15 protein-coding genes are annotated in these 16,855 nt (G+C 36.0%); all 15 read left to right on the forward strand.

What is annotated here, in order from left to right:
- The first annotated feature begins 41 nt into the window (after positions 1-41).
- The 15 genes from BK579_RS08190 (at position 42) to BK579_RS08265 (ending at position 16,854) form a co-directional block, all read left to right on the forward strand.
- Positions 42-830, forward strand: coding sequence for a hypothetical protein (locus tag BK579_RS08190; RefSeq protein WP_078544722.1), 789 nt, complete (start codon positions 42-44; stop codon positions 828-830).
- A 290-nt stretch (positions 831-1,120) separates the two neighbouring features.
- Positions 1,121-1,609, forward strand: a complete 489-nt coding sequence (locus tag BK579_RS08195) for a hypothetical protein (RefSeq protein ID WP_078544723.1) — start codon at positions 1,121-1,123, stop codon at positions 1,607-1,609.
- Between the two features lie 721 nt (positions 1,610-2,330).
- The gene (locus BK579_RS08200) at positions 2,331-3,053 is read left to right on the forward strand and encodes a FadR/GntR family transcriptional regulator (protein WP_078544724.1); all 723 of its coding nucleotides are present in this window, start codon (positions 2,331-2,333) and stop codon (positions 3,051-3,053) included.
- Positions 3,054-3,085: 32 nt separating this feature from the next.
- Positions 3,086-4,702 (forward strand): gamma-glutamyltransferase family protein, encoded by a 1,617-nt coding sequence (locus BK579_RS08205; RefSeq protein ID WP_078544725.1) that lies wholly within the window; start codon positions 3,086-3,088, stop codon positions 4,700-4,702.
- A 57-nt stretch (positions 4,703-4,759) separates the two neighbouring features.
- Positions 4,760-5,764 carry a Bug family tripartite tricarboxylate transporter substrate binding protein gene (locus BK579_RS08210; RefSeq protein ID WP_078544726.1) on the forward strand — a complete coding sequence of 335 codons (1,005 nt, stop codon included), beginning with the start codon at positions 4,760-4,762 and terminating at the stop codon, positions 5,762-5,764.
- A gap of 27 nt (positions 5,765-5,791) precedes the next feature.
- Positions 5,792-6,244, forward strand: coding sequence for a tripartite tricarboxylate transporter TctB family protein (locus BK579_RS08215; RefSeq protein ID WP_078544727.1), 453 nt, complete (start codon positions 5,792-5,794; stop codon positions 6,242-6,244).
- Between the two features lie 14 nt (positions 6,245-6,258).
- Positions 6,259-7,788: a tripartite tricarboxylate transporter permease gene (locus tag BK579_RS08220; RefSeq protein WP_078544728.1), complete on the forward strand. Its 1,530-nt coding sequence runs from the start codon at positions 6,259-6,261 to the stop codon at positions 7,786-7,788.
- A gap of 272 nt (positions 7,789-8,060) precedes the next feature.
- Positions 8,061-9,317 carry an FAD-binding protein gene (locus tag BK579_RS08230; protein WP_078544730.1) on the forward strand — a complete coding sequence of 419 codons (1,257 nt, stop codon included), beginning with the start codon at positions 8,061-8,063 and terminating at the stop codon, positions 9,315-9,317.
- 217 nt (positions 9,318-9,534) lie between these two features.
- Positions 9,535-9,852, forward strand: a complete 318-nt coding sequence (locus BK579_RS08235; protein ID WP_078544731.1) for a hypothetical protein — start codon at positions 9,535-9,537, stop codon at positions 9,850-9,852.
- 573 nt (positions 9,853-10,425) lie between these two features.
- Positions 10,426-11,223: an imm11 family protein gene (locus BK579_RS08240; RefSeq protein WP_078544732.1), complete on the forward strand. Its 798-nt coding sequence runs from the start codon at positions 10,426-10,428 to the stop codon at positions 11,221-11,223.
- Between the two features lie 280 nt (positions 11,224-11,503).
- Complete coding sequence (locus BK579_RS08245) at positions 11,504-12,196, forward strand: imm11 family protein (protein WP_078544733.1); 693 nt, start codon at positions 11,504-11,506, stop codon at positions 12,194-12,196.
- A gap of 507 nt (positions 12,197-12,703) precedes the next feature.
- The gene (locus BK579_RS08250; RefSeq protein ID WP_078544734.1) at positions 12,704-13,678 is read left to right on the forward strand and encodes an SIS domain-containing protein; all 975 of its coding nucleotides are present in this window, start codon (positions 12,704-12,706) and stop codon (positions 13,676-13,678) included.
- Between the two features lie 34 nt (positions 13,679-13,712).
- Positions 13,713-14,999, forward strand: coding sequence for an ABC transporter substrate-binding protein (locus tag BK579_RS08255; RefSeq protein ID WP_078544735.1), 1,287 nt, complete (start codon positions 13,713-13,715; stop codon positions 14,997-14,999).
- 76 nt (positions 15,000-15,075) lie between these two features.
- Positions 15,076-15,960: a carbohydrate ABC transporter permease gene (locus tag BK579_RS08260; RefSeq protein ID WP_078544736.1), complete on the forward strand. Its 885-nt coding sequence runs from the start codon at positions 15,076-15,078 to the stop codon at positions 15,958-15,960.
- Between the two features lie 60 nt (positions 15,961-16,020).
- Complete coding sequence (locus BK579_RS08265) at positions 16,021-16,854, forward strand: carbohydrate ABC transporter permease (RefSeq protein ID WP_407936271.1); 834 nt, start codon at positions 16,021-16,023, stop codon at positions 16,852-16,854.
- The last annotated feature ends 1 nt before the right edge of the window (position 16,855 follow it).

Here is a 16,855-nt window from a genome sequence, read left to right on the forward strand (position 1 = left end):
CATTTATTTTAAAATTAAAGGCCAAAAGAAGGAGCGATTTTATGGAAAAAAATTACTATCTTGAGTTAATTCAAAGTACTTTTTCTACTTTATTACTAGATGCTATTCAATACTTTCCTGAGAATTCGAAGAAAGTACATTATGAATCTAGCGGATTATTATTTGGAGTTGAAAGTGGAGAGCAAATGGAGTGTGACTATGTTTTTCCAGTAGGGAGTGTTGAAAAAAGAACAAGTAGTTCGATTTTAACAAACCCAAAAGTGGATCAAGCACTAAAATCATCTAGGCAATTGTTTTCTACATCAACATTTATTGGAACATACCACAGCCATCCTTATGAGGAATATTTTCCTGACTGGTGCTGCCCGAGTAATGCTGATGTGCTTTATTCTTTAAATAACAAATTTCCATACGAAGTGATCATCGCTATGACTAGGAATAGTATGGAAGATAAACCATTAACGATTGAATTTTATGAAGGTGAAGGCTATGAGTATATTCATAATTCCAAGAGAGAAGGAAATAGTGCTCCAGATTTGAAGAAGTTAGGTTATAAAACAGCATATTTAATTGGAGAGTTTCAAAAATATAAATTTGAAATTAGAGCTTTTCAATTTACGGGTAAATCACTAATCGACATAGATTTAGAATCTTCAGAAGCAGAGCTATTATCATTGTTACAACAAGAAGAAATCCATTTAAATGAGATAGACCAAAAAGACATTTCACGTCTTAGAAAGATGGAGTATAACTTAAGAACGAAACAAGCAAACGAAAAAAGTGAGAGTAATTTGCAATACCATCTTTCAAAGTTAAAGGTTAATAGTTAGTTTTGGTAAATAGAAGGGCATATCGTCTTATGATGATATGCTCTTCTATTATGTAATGTAATACTACAATTGGAGCCTAAGGAAGAGAATGAATTCCTGCTATTTAAACAGAAATAGATACTGACTCTATAAATTAGACTCTTCTTAATTCATCGCCTTAAAAAAATACCTAAGCTAAAAAAAAGTCCTTTTTTTAAACACACATATATTCTAACCAACTTTATAAGTAATTTAGTTTATTTAGGAAATACTAAAAGTAATAAATAAACTTTGTTGAGGTGTTTAATAATATGACATCAAAGAAACATAATATTTTCAACTTTTTGTTGGTAGCCATTCCTTGGCTATCCGTGTTTTTTCTAGATAAGAGAAGTATCAAGCGTTATTCTGTCTCAAGTATCTTAATCGCTATTTATGAGGTAATCAGTCATATAAATGGGCGTAAAAAGAAGTACTGGAAGTTTTACGAACAGCCAAAGAATTTTTTTAGGGATGAACTTCCTTTTGATCTTGGTCCCTACGTACCTGCGTCTATGTGGATCCTTAAATATACATATAAAAACTTCAAGCTGTTTGTAATAGTTAACGCAATATTTAATGCATTCTTTGCATTTCTCTTTATTCCGTTTCTTGAGAAAATTAAAATCTTGCGATTACACCGGTTAAACTATTTTCAATTCTTCTTGTACATTCATTACAAGGCCTATCTTTTATATGGGGTGCAGTATTTGATTGAAAAGGTAAGAAAATCTAATCAGATGGATGAAAGATTTAATTAATTATTAGTAGTACGGTTGTTACTGCTGCAAGCAGCGACGTGATGATTTTTAAAGGTGATAAAGAGAGTAGAAGAGAGAATGTTAATTAGGGTCTTACCTTTTGGTGAGGGCCTATTTTTATATCTAATAAATAATTCTTATTCTAAAAGATACTTTCAATGATGGCTAACATCATGCAAGCTGAAATAATGAAGTTAATAAAAAAAATGGTGTTTATTCGCTCCTTCTCTTTGCACTCCCGGTTCTGACCTAGCTGCTGCCTATATAGTTTCTGAACATGTCTTTGCTTAAAATTAGGGAACTCATTGTGTTCGTTCATCTCACATCACCCGATCCAAGTATTTTCCAAGCTACTTAAATAGACGTATTTATAGTCAAAAAGTTGCAAGGATACCGTGTGAATAAAGCCCATATATTAGGGAAGAGAGGACAGGTTCAATTACCTGATAATTAGGTATTCGTTCGTTGTATCACCAGTCCGCAATCATAAGGAAGCATGAGAACCGTCCCCGCGCTTCCTTGAAAACGCCCTCATTTACCTCGTGAAAATTTATATGTGAGGTTTTCTTACATGATTTAACACAAACAAAATTACATGTGATAAAGTGTGTTTAATCAACTTAGCTATCAGACAGGTAGGTATGAACATTCAATAGTTAGAAGCTTTTTTTAAAAGATTACCTATCAGACAGGTTCTTAAAAAATTATAAGGGGGAATGGAATGGCCAAGAAGGTGAGTTCAATTGTGATGAAGCATATTACTGATATGATCAGGAGTGGTCAATATACTACTGGCAGCAAACTTCCTTCTGAACGAGAATTAAGGGAAATGTTCAAGGTGGGGAGATCCTCGGTTAGGGAAGCATTAAGCACATTGGTAGACATGGATGTAGTTGAAAAAAGAAATGGGGTAGGTGTTTTTGTTAAGAAAACAGATTTAAACCATTTGGTAGATACGTTTGTAGTATCTGCACTGCTAGATTCAAAGGTTTCTCGAGAAATATTGGATTTTCGACTAATACTTGAGGTTGAAACAGCGGGTATTGCGGCTTTAATGGCGACTGAGGAAGATCTGTTAGAAATGGAGCTTGCTATACAATCCTATTCCGATGCGATTGATTCTAAACAGGATACAGTTGAACCAGATGAATTATTTCATAAAGCAATAGTCATGGCAACAAGAAATAGCATTCTATTAAAGGTCTATCATTTTATTTCAGATTTACTTCATTCTTTTAAGATTGATTTAGTCAAGGTTGAAAACAAAGAAAACACTTTGTATTACCATCAGAAAATATATGATGCGATAAAGAAAGGGAATGAGAAAGAAGCAAGGCAGATGATGAGAGAACATCTTTTAGAATTTAAAGAGCAATTTAATGACATGAATACTCAAAGAGAAACAGAGTGTGATGATCAAGAGGCTATCCAGAAAGCTAATTAATGTTGTTCGTAACAGAATGGAGTGTTACCTAAATGAAAGTAAATTATCTATACCATCCATACACTTCCCAACGAATGACCACATTTTCTAGAAATGGGATGGTTGCGACTTCACAGCCATTAGCTGCTGAGGCTGGTTTAGGGGTATTAAAAAAAGGTGGCAATGCCGTTGATGCTGCGATAGCAACAGCAGCTTGCTTAACAGTTGTTGAGCCAACGTCTAATGGAATAGGGAGTGATGCTTTTGCCTTGGTATGGATGAAGGGCGAGTTATACGGCTTAAACTCAAGTGGTGCAGCTCCAAAAAATATTTCTATTGAAGCTGTTAAGAACCGAGGCTATGAAGAAATGCCGAAATACGGGTGGATTCCAGTGACAGTTCCTGGTGCACCTGGAGCATGGGCAGAGCTTTCAAGAAGGTTTGGGAAACTACCACTTATTGACGTCCTTCAGCCTGCGATTGAATATGCAGAAAAAGGCTTTCCGCTATCTCCAATACTAGGGAGAAACTGGAAAAAGGCTTTTGAACTTTATAAAAAGGACCTAACCACTGAAGAATTTGCTGCATGGTTCGAAACATTTGCACCAAAGGGAAAAGCACCAGAAATCGGTGAGATATGGAGTTCATCCGATCATGCAAAAACACTTCGTGATATTGGTGAAACAAATGGAGAAAGCTTTTATAGAGGTGAAATCTCGAGAAAAATATCTGATTATTCTAAAAAGTGCAATGGATTTTTAACCTCGGAAGATTTAGCGGCATTTAAACCTGAATGGGTTCAGCCGATCAAAGTGAATTACCGAGGCTATGATGTTTGGGAAATTCCGCCGAATGGTCAAGGACTGATCGCCATACTAGCACTTAACACGTTAAAGGGATTAGACATGTCTGGTATCGATACCTCTTCTGTTGAACGTTATCATCAGCAAATCGAAGCAATGAAACTAGCATTTGTTGATGGAAAAAAATATATTACTGAGATGAATGACATGTCAGTTAGTGTAGATTCATTACTATCAGAAGAGTATGCAAAGACACGTAGAGCACTAATCGGTCAAACGGCAATTACTCCTGAACCGGGTACTCCACCTAAAGGAGGAACAGTTTACTTAGCAACAGCCGATGGTGAAGGGAATATGGTTTCATTTATTCAAAGTAATTATATGGGCTTTGGTTCTGGAATTGTTGTACCTGGAACAGGAATATCCCTACAGAATAGAGGACACAACTTTTCCCTTGATCTTCATCATGATAATTTTTTACAAGGTGGGAAACGGACATACCATACCATTATTCCAGGATTTTTAACGAAAGATACCGAACCTGTAGGTCCTTTTGGTGTTATGGGTGAATTCATGCAACCACAGGGGCATGTCCAGGTGATTATGAACACAATTGATTTCCATTTAAATCCGCAAGCCGCACTTGATGCACCAAGATGGCAATGGACTGGTGGCAAAAGAGTTTTGGTTGAACCAACTTTTCCTAATCATATTGCACAAGAGCTGGGGAGAAAAGGTCATGAGATCGAAGTGGCTGTGGATTCAAGCACATTTGGACGAGGGCAAATTATTTGGAGAGACAATCAAACGGGTGTGTTACAAGGTGGTACTGAATCAAGAACCGATGGAGCAATTGCAGCTTATTAAATAGGTAAAGTTAAATGATCATACATCAAAAATGATAAAAGAAAAGGGGTAATAATTATGAAAAAAATGATGTTAGTTTTCCTATCAATCATGCTTTTAATCGCATTAGCCGCTTGTGGAAGTTCTTCAAATGGAGCAAGTTCACAGTCAAACAGTGAGGGCACAAGTAATTTTCCTGATAAACCAGTGAAGCTAGTGATTCCATATCCACCAGGTGGGGGAACTGATGTATTATTTAGACTTGTCGCACAGTATGCAGAAAAGCATTTAGGTCAAACGATTGTTCCAACGAATATGGCTGGAGCTACAGCAACGGTTGGTTCTCGATTTGTTAAAGATGCAGATCCAGATGGTTATACAGTTTTAGGAATTCATCAGGTGATGGCAACGGCTCAGCATACGGGTGTTGTTGATTATGGTTTCTCATCATTTGATCCAGTTTTCCTAATGACGTCTACTCCACATATTCCGTCAATTAGCAAAGCATTCAGTGAAAAGCATGGAATTAAAAACGTAACGGATTTAGTGAATTATGTAAAAGCAGGTAATAAATTAACGTGGGCATATACGGTAGGTTCTGAGGATCATTACACAATTGCGGCTTTAATGGATGCAGCTGGAGTGGATCCTAGATCATTAAATTATGTGAGTTATGATGGAACGGCTCCACAGTATGCAGCAATCCTAGCTAATCAAGTAGATGGGATGACAGGTGATTACGCATCAGGAAAAGGTTACTTTGATGAAGGTACTTTAGTTCCTTTAGGAATGGTTGATGCAGAAAGAAATCCGTTTTTACCAGAAGTTCCAACTGTAAAAGAACAAGGAATCGACTTTGAAGTAACTGTTGATAGAGGTGTATTAGCACCAAAAGGAACACCAGCTGAAGTAGTAGAAATAATTAGTGAAGCATTTAAGAAGGCATTAGAAGAACCAGAGCTACAAGAAAAAATTAAGGAGCTTGGAAGTTTCCCAAATTATAAAGCTACTGAAGAATACAAAACACATCTTGAAGAGTTAGATGCAAAGATGGGTGAATTGGCGCCGAAAATGAAATTCTAATCAATAGGTCTATGGGGGGCGAAAAGAATGATTAATCGAATTTTTTCTATTGTAGTATTAGCGATTAGTGGATTGTTTTTCTTTCAAACTACTAAATTCTCAGAAAAATCAGGGGTGCAAACCTTCGCCCCCTCGTTTTTTCCAAGAATCATATTATTTTTAATCGTAATGTTATCTCTTTATTTATTAGTAAAAAGCTTCTTAAAAAAAGATGAGTCAGAGAAGGTTGTTGTAATGGTAAAAACCTATGTTAAAGAACATTACCAAGTGTTAGTGATGATAGGTATCTTCTTTTTATATATTTTACTCATTCCTATGATTGGCTTTTTAATCAGCTCGATTTTCTTCTTATTCATTACTTTTACACTACTAAGACCTAAAAAAGTGAAAAGTCTTTTCGCAAATGCGATTGTGGCGATAGCTTTATCGATTAGCATTCAATATGTATTTCAACAAATGCTGAATATTTATTTACCATAAAGGAGGGGAATTAGTTGGATATCTCAATGGTCATGGAAGCATTTCAAGGAATCCTTCATCCAACCATGCTTATTACAATTTTTATTGGGGTCCTTGTTGGGATTATTGCTGGGTGTATACCAGGTTTTACGTTTACCATGGCGATTATCTTGGCATTCCCATTCACTTTTGGTATGGATCCAGTTCAAGGCCTTGCGTTAATGATTGGGATTTATATTGGAGGGTTATCGGGAGGACTTATTTCAGGGATTCTTCTCGGTATACCAGGTACTCCATCTTCAGTTGTAACTGTGTTTGATGGATATCCGATGACACAGCAAGGTCAATCAGCTAGAGCACTTGGAATTGGTATAATGTCTTCAGTACTTGGTACCTTTATCGGTGCAATTGTTTTATTCCTTTTAGGACCTATCATTGCAAAGTTTAGTTTGTTATTTGGTCCATGGGAAATCTTTTCCTTAATTTTATTTGCTTTAACGCTAGTGGCCGGATTGAGTGGAGCATCACTAGCAAAAGGCTTGCTTGCAGGATGCTTAGGGTTATTAATCGGAACAATTGGTATATCACCGACAGGGCAAGTTCGTTTTGATTTTGGAATCAGTCAGTTGTCCTCAGGCTTTTCTCCAATTCCAGTCTTAATTGGTCTATTTGCATTATCAACGCTATTTAGTAATATTGAAGAAATTAAAAAAAGTGTTGCAGGAAAGGACACAGCAATTTTAAAGCAACAAGTAAAAATTCCATATCTCCAGGTTTTAAAGGATATGTATAGGGAAAAGTGGAATGTGTTGAGATCTTCTTTAATTGGCTGTTTTATTGGCTGTCTTCCAGCAGCTGGAGCAGAGTCTGCAAACTTTATTAGTTATGATCAGGCGAAAAAGTTTAGTAAAGACAAAGAGAGATTCGGAAAAGGCCATCCAGGTGGAATTGTGGCATCTGAAAGCTCCAACAATGCAGTTGCTGGTGGAGCATTCATCCCAACAATTACACTCGGTATCCCAGGGGATGTTGCACAGGCAGTCATGATTGGTGCGCTAATTTTACATGGAATTACCCCTGGGCCAGGACTATTTCATACCCAGCCAATTCTAGTAAACTCAATTTATGTAGCGATTATTATTAGTGGAGTTGCTGTTCTTCTCTTACAAACGTTATTATTACCAATCCTAACGCGTATCACGTTTATACCTAAAGAGTTTTTAGTTCCATCGATTTTATTTTTAAGTACAGTAGGTGCTTTTGCCTTAAACAATCAAATCTTTGATATTTGGATCGTTTTTGCTTTCGGAATCATCGGATTTTTATTAATGAAAATGGGGGTACCATTAAGCCCAATTATCCTAGGTTTAATTTTGGGGCCAACATTAGAAGCTGAAATGACCAGAGCTTTTCAAATGGATACAAGTATAAGCTTATTTTTTACTAGACCAATCTCCTTAACTTTTATCATCTTAGCCCTTGGATCATTTGTATTTACTGTATTCCAGGTGAATAAGCAGAATAAAAAGACTGTTGAGGCGATTGATATTAAAAAGGGAGCTTGATGTAAATATGATGGCGGTTCCGTGCTTCTTTTAAAAAAAAGAGCATGCGAATTGCCTTTTTGTTTTCTATGGACAGGGGAAGGACTGACACCTTGACTCAGTAGTGATTATGCCAAAAATGGGTGAATGTTCTTGTCCCGATGTACCTGCTATCTCTTTAAATAATATAGAAATGGGGAAGGGTTTCGTACTAAATACTAGAATATTAATAATAGATCCAAAAGTTAAATACATGAAAGCACTATATCTACAAAAGGAGAGTATAATGACCAATGGTCGAACAACGAAACTGGGCAGGTAATTATACATATAGTACTTCTAATTGGCATTTTCCAGAGAAAATTGACCAAGTGCAGCAGCTGGTGGCTAACAGCAAACATCTAAAAGTAGTAGGTTCGCGTCATTCCTTTAACGGGATTGCAGACTCCTCTCATATGATGATTTCGTTACAGCATTTAAGTAAAATCTTGCAACTGGATCACGAGCGGAAACTGGTAACAGTAGAGGCTGGAGTCAAGTACAGTGATTTGTGTCTCTACCTGGCACATGAAGGATATGCATTAAAAAATCTTGCTTCCTTACCTCACATATCGGTAGCTGGTGCATGTGCGACTGCTACTCACGGTTCGGGAAATGATAACAGCTGTCTGGCAACAGCCGTATATGAAATGGACGTCATAACCGCCGATGGAGACCTTGTTTCTTTTTCAAGGGAGCGCAACCATGAAGAGTTCAATGGTGTTGTCGTCAATCTTGGTGGTTTAGGAGTCGTCACTCGTTTATCGCTAGAAATCGTACCGGCTTTTGAAATACAACAATTCGTTTATGAAAATTTACCTTTAATAAAGTATAAGGAGCATTTTAACGATATCTATTCAAGTGCTTATAGTGTCAGCTCCTTTACTGATTGGCGGAATGAAACAATGAACCAAGTTTGGCTCAAACACTATGTAACAGATGATCAACCTATTAAGATGGAACCTACGTTTTTCGGTGCACCTCTTGCAACAAAGAATCTACACCCAGTCGGGTTGGGTGCGGAAAATTGTACGGAACAACAAGGTGTATCAGGTCCATGGTATGATCGTTTACCACATTTCCGAATGGGCTTTACACCTAGTGCAGGTGAGGAGTTACAAAGTGAATACATGGTCCCTAGGGAACGTGGGTATGAAGCGTTATGTGCACTGAATGAGATTCGAAATCAGATCGCTCCAGCATTACTCATTTCTGAGATTCGAACCATTGCAAAAGATGACTTGTGGATGAGTCCGTTCTATAAGCAGGATTCTGTTGGTTTCCACTTTACCTGGCAACGAGACTGGGCATTAGTCAGGACCATACTACCGATCATCGAGAAACAACTCGCACCTTTTAACCCTAGACCACATTGGGGTAAGCTATTTACGATGCCACCTAAAGACGTACAATCACGATATGAAAAACTTAACGATTTTCAACAGTTATTACATCACTATGATCCTAAAGGGAAATTTCGAAACAGCTTTATAGAGTCATATCTTTTGTGATCATCTTTTGGGATGAGGGAGAGCTGCGTCCGCGTTATAAGGTTATAAGAAAAAGGACCAACATTGGTCCTTTTTAATTTGAATTTTAACTTGGTGCTTAATATGCGGTTGTAAAATAATATCTAAAATCTATGTAATTATTCCGCCTTTTGAAAATTAATTACTTAATTCATATATCTAATCATTTTAATCCTTTTGCGTTTTTTCTCTTGAATTATTGGATGTACTAGGATTCACAAAATATACTGATCCGGACTGGGATGGTCCTGTTTATGTAGCCACCCATAATAGAAGACATGTAAATAAATATTTTTCACTAGTGTATGAAAGATTAAATAATATACTAAAAGATAATATAGGAGAACCTGAAGACGTAATCATTGAATCTCTTGAAAAAGGATTACATCAGATTAGAACCCAACTGCTTAAAGGTGATATATTATTATTACAAGGAAAAGTAGCAACAACTTCAATAGCTTTTAAATTAGATCATATAATTCAACTAGCTGCGTATTTTTGCAGAAGAGGTGTGTAAGAAGATGAAGGTATGGCAATTAACTCGTCAGTTTGATAAATATGAGGAATTCACTTTCTCGAATGATCAAGATAGTGAACTATTTAGTGAAAACTTTCTTGGTGAACCAATGATCTAGAAGAAAAGGTTATAAGGCAAGATATCTTCAAAGTACTTAATCATGAGTCAAAAAGGGTTATAAGTTCAAAAGTTTTTGTTTCAGATCAATTTAGAAGGAAAGTACTTGAATCTAACCTAGAGGGTCTTGATTTTATTGAAGTTTGGGATTCTGCTAATGTAAATATTGAAAGTGAAGGTCTACAGCAACCGGTACGATACGAAGAAGTCGTAGATGACAAATCAACTACCTATTCTTTTGATGAAGCTTCTATAAAAGCTGAAAAGGAAAATAAAACGTTTGTTAGTGAAAAATGGGCGATTCGTTTTGGTGAAGATAAAGAGTTCCAAATCGGTCAATTGCAAGAAGATGGTTCCTACAACTGGATTAATCCCATCTATTATCCTCCGATTTTTATTGGGATGAAGTGGAATGAATCTATCTAATTCATTAGATAAAGTAGGGTGAAAAACGATATGAAGATATGGCAAATGACTCGAGTGTTTAATGGGTTTGAAGTCTTGAAATTTTCAAATCCAGATGATAGAAAAGTGTTTAGTGATAATTTTATTGGTTTACCAATGAAAGAGAACTGGGCTTCAATTAAGGTTGAAACGTATTCAAAGGGCAAAGAAAGTGATTCACCTGATGGTCTTTTATTAGCTCCTATTTTTAGTGAAAAGGCTGTAAATCTATTAAAGGTATTCTTAAAAGAAGATCAAGTGGAAATTCTACCTATTAGTAAATATGGTGGAAAGAAGTACTTCGCAATAAATGTTATCAATGTTCTAGATGGTATTGATGGAGAGCACTCAGAGGTTTCAAGGTCAAGACATGGGATTATATTAGGATATGACCGATTTGCCTTTAAGAGGGATATAGTTTCTGGACAGGATATGTTTAAAGTGCTTAATCATGAAACAAAAAGAGTGATTAGCTCAAAAGTATTTGTATCTGATAGGTTTAGAGATAAAGTGATAGAATCCGATCTTCAGGGCTTTGATTTTATTGAAGTGTGGAATTCTGAATCTACTGCAGACCAAGTAGAATATTCGGAAATCTCTAATTCAGACAAACTTTATACTTTTGACGAAGCTTCTAAAATAGCTGAAGATCAAAATAAAACGTTTGTTAGTGGTAAATGGGCGATTCGTTTTGATGAAGGCAAAGAGTTCCAAATCGGTCAATTGCAAGAAGATGGTTCCTACAACTGGGTTAATCCCATCTATTATCCGCCTATTTTTATTGGGATGAAGTGGGAGGAATCCAAATAAATTTTGTCATTAGAAAAGAGGTCAGTATTCACACAATGTACAAACCTTTTTCTAATTATAGGTAAAGGTCCAATCCATATATCATAAAGTTTAATAGTCTAATAATCTGAGGGTAGGTATCGTATCACTATGCCTTAGCTTAAGGATGAAACAAGAAACGGGTGAAGTATGAGAGTTTGGTTACTCCAAAGTGTATTTGGTGAATTTTTTGAATTTGGTTTTACGAATGAAGTAGATAGAAAGATGTTTAGAACGGAGTTTAGGGGTGACTCTATGATTCATGGATGGCCCTCCGTACATATTTAATAACTTTAAAGAAGGAAGTAAAAGTGATTTCCCTGCAGGCCTCTTATCAGTACCTACATTTAGTGAAAGGGCTATTAATGTATTAGGAGATTTATTGGCCGGGAAAGTTGAATTGCTCCCGTTGCTTACAGATGCAAACTCATATTATGCAGGGAATGTCATAAATGTTTTAGACTGCATTGATGAAGAACATGCAGAGGTAAGGGTGTTTGATGATGGACAAGTAATGAAATACACAAGGTATGCATTTTTAACGGATAAAATAGTGGGTGAGGATATATTTAAAATTTTAGTTCACGATTCAAAACGAATATTAAAGACAACGGTATTTGTTTCAGATCGTTTTAGAGAAAAAGTTCTCGAGGCAGGACTTAAAGGTTTTGAATTTATTGAAGTGTGGGATTCAGCTGAACATGAGAAAAATACTAGTATCCAGGGAGAACTGTGCCTTGATGATGATTCAATCGAATGGCATACTTTTGAGTTAGCATCAGAGTTGGTAAAAAAACATAATAAGGTAGTAGTGAGTGGCGAATGGGCGATTCGTCTTGGTAATGACCAACAAACTCTAATTGGACACTTGCGAGAGGATGGCACATACCTTTGGTTAAACCCTATTTATTATCCTCCTGTGTTTATTGGGATGAAGTGGAGAGTTCTAGAGTAAATGGGTGATAAATGAATTATCTTATGAGACCGAGATATGTTGAAAAATAAGATCAATGAATTATTCTTTTATATAGAAGCTAATGCACTCTCAATTATTTGAGGGTGTTTTTTTATCTTTTAAAATGACTCAAACAGTAATTATCATCACCTTAAAGTAAATCATAAGTGTGTCGGTAGAAGTACCACCATTTCCACCGATATATTTAGAAAAAATCGAGTTTATTTTAGAAGCAATAATGCACTCATAAAATGTTGATAAAATCAACATTTGTGAGTGTTTTTTGTTTAATAGAAATGCTGAAAAAGGTAGGTTTTATAATCTAACAATCAAATTGTTAATTTAAATTTTTAGAAAATTTTAAATAAACTGTTGACCTATAACATCATATGATGTACTATAATATTAGATATGATGTTATATGACATCATAGTAACTTAGAAGGTAGATGATGGTATCAAAAATCATCACCAAACTAAGAGATAACTTGAAGGGAGAGGTTAATTAATGAAACAAGAACATCTAGAACAAATTCAAAACGTCATCGAGGCTGCGAAAGGGAAGGACATTAAAAATATTTTCTTTGTTGCTTGTGGAGGTTCTATGGCATCACTTTCGTTAGGGGATTATTTTGTTACAAAAGATACTGATATGGCAAGCTTTGTTTATACGTCAAATGAATTTATTCACCGTGCACCAAAGGCATTGGGTGAAAATAGTCTTGTAGTTTTAAGATCTCATTCTGGTACCACTCCTGAAACGGTAGATGCTGCTACATATGCGAGAGAACAAGGTGCTTTAACCGTTGCCATTTCTATGGATGTTGAATCAGCTCTTTGCAAAGAGTCGGAATATACTGTACATTACAATTACAAAGATGGATCAGCTGCAATTGATGGAGAAATTGGTGTGTATTACACGTTACTCTTTAAACTACTAAATCTACTAACTGGTGAAGAGAAATATCTCCGTGGGGTTGATCAACTATCAAAACTAGATCAACTAATTGAAAGCAACCAAACAAAGTATAGAGATGTAGCTGACGCATTTGGCAAGAAGTATAAGCGTGATAAAGTCATCTACACAATGGCAAGTGGAGCATATATTCACCATGCATATTCCTTCACAAGTTGTTTGTTAATGGAAATGCTTTGGATTCATTCCAATGCGATTCATTCAGGAGAGTATTTCCACGGACCATTTGAAGTGACTGATTATGATGTACCATTTTTAATGGTTGTTGGGGAAGGACCAAGTACACCACTTGATCAACGCGCTCTTGATTTTGTGACAAAGTATAGCGAGAAAGTTGAAGTTGTGAACGTGAAAGAGTTTGATTATACTGGGGTGGACGAAGACCTGAAAGAGTATTTCGGTCCAGCACTAGCGGGTCCTGTATTACGTTTATACGCTGACGGTTTAGCGGAACATACTGGACATCCATTATCAGTAAGAAGATATATGTGGAAAATGGAATATTAAAATTCTAAAAAAATTGGTTCAGGGGGAAATATAAATGAAAAAGTTTCTTAGCTTTTTAGTTGTTATTTTAGTAAGCTCTATGTTTTTAGCAGCATGTTCTTCTTCCTCCAATGAAAGTGATGGCGAAGCAACTGAAGGAGATCAAGTAGTAATTGATTTCTTCCATCGCTGGCCGAACGAACCTAGAAAATCATTTTATGATGAGAAAATTGCAGAATTTGAAAAACTTAATCCAAATGTAAAAATTAAAGTTGATGCTGTATTGAACGATTCTTATAAAGAAAAAATTAAAGTGTTGGTTTCAAATGATAATCTACCAGATGTTTTCACCTCTTGGTCAGATACATTTGCCGCAAATCTAGTAAGCTCTGAACGTATAATGTCGTTAAATGATATTATGGCGGAAGATCCAGATTGGTCCGGTAATATTATCGAGTCTCAATATGCAGGATTTACGTTTGATGATGTGACTTACGGAATTCCGTTTACTGTTGACGGTAAAGCTTTCTTTTATAACAAACAAATATTCGAAGAAAATAATATCGCTGTTCCAGCCTCATATGATGAACTTGTCACTGCGTTAGATCAGCTAAAAGCAGCAGGATATGAAACACCTGTGGTCGAAGGGTTAACAAATGGTTGGGCAATCTCTCATTACATGGGAACTATTTTTGATAGAGTTGTAGACAATAGTGTACTTGTTAAGGACTATACTGCTGCGACAGGTGAATTTACAGATCCAGGATATATTCGCGGACTGGAAATTTTCAAAGAGTTAACGACGTACATGGGTGATGTGTCAACCGCGATTGATCATGAAGCAGCCCGAAACATGTTTGCTGCTGGTGAAGTTCCAGTCTTATATATGCAGTTTGCTGAGGTGAAATATGTACAAGATGCTGGTGATGTTGAATTTGGATTCTTTAATTTCCCAGAAGTGAAAGATGGGGAAGGAAGACCTAAATCACTTACTGGCGCACCAGAGGGCTGGATGTTGAGTAAAAATGCGCCACCTGAAGCAGTCGAGTTCTTGAAATTCCTCACTTCAGAAGAAACAGCTAAAGCATTTACAAAAGCAGATGGTCAGTTGAACGCAATTAAAGGTGGGGTAACGGAAGAAACCTCAAATCCTACAAGTCTAGAAGCATATCAAATTATTTTAGATGCATCTGATGCAACTCCTTGGTTTGATAATGCGATTGATATCACCATTGCAGATATCTTCATGCGAGGTGGGCAAGAATTAGCAACAGGTCAAACAACACCAGAAGACATTATGAAAAAAGTACAAGAAGCAGCCGCAAAATTACGGAACCAATAGAACTATTTAATAGAGTTGCCCTAACTAGAATGACAGGTTAGGGCAATTTTACAAAAAGAAGGGTGGGGGGTTAGGAATGAAGATTAAAAAGGCTTATATAACACCGATCTTATTTATGGTACCTACCATTTTATTTTTAGGACTGTTTATTTACATACCACTAATTCAAAACTTTTATAATAGTTTTTTTGAATTTAGTGTATTTTCTCAATCGAAAGAGTTTGTTGGTTTTAGTAAAATTAAAGAATTATTGGTAGATGAGGTAGTTATGATTGCATTAAACAATAATGTCAAATATGCAATCATCTCTGTGTTACTGCAGGTGTTTTTTGCGCTAGTACTTGCTGCTGTTTTAGAGGATAAATTTTTCAGACGCTTCGCACCAGCTTTAAGGGTTATTTATTTTATGCCAGTAATGATTTCAATCTCTGTTATTGCCTTATTATTTGGATTTGTCTATAATCCCCAAATTGGGTTATTAAATAGTTTCCTCGAGCTCATTGGATTAGAAGAGTTGGCCAAGCCTTGGTTAGGTAATTCCACTACCGCCATCTATAGTGTCATTGCCATGAGTCAATGGCAAAGTGTTGGGCTAATTACGATGTTGTTTATAGTTGCAATTCAGAAAGTTCCGAAAGAATTATACGAAGCTGCAGAAATCGATGGTGCCGGAAAAATCCGTAAATTCTTTAAGATCACCGTTCCACAAGTGAAAGAAGCAACTTTTGTGAACTTATTAGTAACCGTAACTGGATCGATTCTAGTATTTAATGAACCTTACATTCTCACAAATGGTGGTCCAGGAAACAGTTCGATGACATTGGCGGTTCATATGTATCAAACAGGTTTCTTTAAAGATGACATGGGCTATGCCTCAACATTAGCATCTCTGATCTTCTTATTATCTGCTATGTTTGCGTTAATACAAATTAAAGTATCTAAAACTGGGAAGGAGGATTAACACATGCTAAAAACGAATGTAACTAAAAACACTTTCCCTAGTTCGATACCTACTAATAAAATGAAAATCCCAATCCAGACAAAAGTCAGCAAAAATATCGTATTTCTGGGTTTGCTAGCATATGCAGTGATTATTTTATACCCACTATTTTGGATGTTTATATCCTCATTTAAAAGTTATCAAGAAATCTATAGCAATGTGTGGGCTTTACCTACAGATTGGAAGTTTGAGAACTATTCGATCGCATGGTCGAAAGGAATTTCGAGCTATTTTTTCAACAGTGTTCATGTAACAGCATTAACGATTATTCTAACCGTCTTAATAGGATCGATGGCTGCGTTCGTTCTTTCTAGATATAAAAATCGCTGGATTGACGCAGGGCTTTTATTCACAATTGGTGGATTAATGATGAACCCACAAGTTGCTTTAATCCCTTTATTTGAAATTCTAACAGTTACGAACTTAATTGATACACATTGGGCACTTATTTTGACCTATGTAGCTTACCGATTACCTTTAACGATTATCTTGATTCGTGCCTTCTTTTTATCAGTTCCTAAAGAGTTGTCTGAATCAGCATTGATGGATGGTTGTTCTGAGTTCGGTATTTATTGGCGAATTTATTTACCTATTTCATTACCGATCGTGTTTACTTCGGTGATTTTAACCGCATTTTTTGCTTGGAATGAATTTTTATTTGCAACTGTTTTTATTAATTCTAGTGAATTAAAAACAATCCCGTCAGGATTAATGGTCTTCCGAGATGCTCTTCGTACAGACTGGGGAGTATTGCTATCAGGAATGGTGATTGCAACAGTACCAATGATTGTTTTACTAATATTTTTACAAAAATACTTGGTCAGAGGTCTTGCGGAAGGATCTGTGAAAGGATGAT

This window comes from Litchfieldia alkalitelluris (genome assembly GCF_002019645.1).
Taxonomy (GTDB): domain Bacteria; phylum Bacillota; class Bacilli; order Bacillales; family Bacillaceae_L; genus Litchfieldia; species Litchfieldia alkalitelluris.

Excerpts from the sequence above, each read along its gene's own strand:
- BK579_RS08190 (WP_078544722.1), top strand. The coding sequence starts at position 42 with ATGGAAAAAAATTACTATCTTGAGTTAATTCAAAGTACTTTTTCTACT.
- BK579_RS08195 (WP_078544723.1), top strand. The coding sequence starts at position 1,121 with ATGACATCAAAGAAACATAATATTTTCAACTTTTTGTTGGTAGCCATT.
- BK579_RS08200 (WP_078544724.1), top strand. The coding sequence starts at position 2,331 with ATGGCCAAGAAGGTGAGTTCAATTGTGATGAAGCATATTACTGATATG.
- BK579_RS08205 (WP_078544725.1), top strand. The coding sequence starts at position 3,086 with ATGAAAGTAAATTATCTATACCATCCATACACTTCCCAACGAATGACC.
- BK579_RS08210 (WP_078544726.1), top strand. The coding sequence starts at position 4,760 with ATGAAAAAAATGATGTTAGTTTTCCTATCAATCATGCTTTTAATCGCA.
- BK579_RS08215 (WP_078544727.1), top strand. The coding sequence starts at position 5,792 with ATGATTAATCGAATTTTTTCTATTGTAGTATTAGCGATTAGTGGATTG.
- BK579_RS08230 (WP_078544730.1), top strand. The coding sequence starts at position 8,061 with ATGGTCGAACAACGAAACTGGGCAGGTAATTATACATATAGTACTTCT.
- BK579_RS08240 (WP_078544732.1), top strand. The coding sequence starts at position 10,426 with ATGAAGATATGGCAAATGACTCGAGTGTTTAATGGGTTTGAAGTCTTG.
- BK579_RS08245 (WP_078544733.1), top strand. The coding sequence starts at position 11,504 with ATGGATGGCCCTCCGTACATATTTAATAACTTTAAAGAAGGAAGTAAA.
- BK579_RS08250 (WP_078544734.1), top strand. The coding sequence starts at position 12,704 with ATGAAACAAGAACATCTAGAACAAATTCAAAACGTCATCGAGGCTGCG.
- BK579_RS08255 (WP_078544735.1), top strand. The coding sequence starts at position 13,713 with ATGAAAAAGTTTCTTAGCTTTTTAGTTGTTATTTTAGTAAGCTCTATG.
- BK579_RS08260 (WP_078544736.1), top strand. The coding sequence starts at position 15,076 with ATGAAGATTAAAAAGGCTTATATAACACCGATCTTATTTATGGTACCT.
- BK579_RS08265 (WP_407936271.1), top strand. The coding sequence starts at position 16,021 with ATGAAAATCCCAATCCAGACAAAAGTCAGCAAAAATATCGTATTTCTG.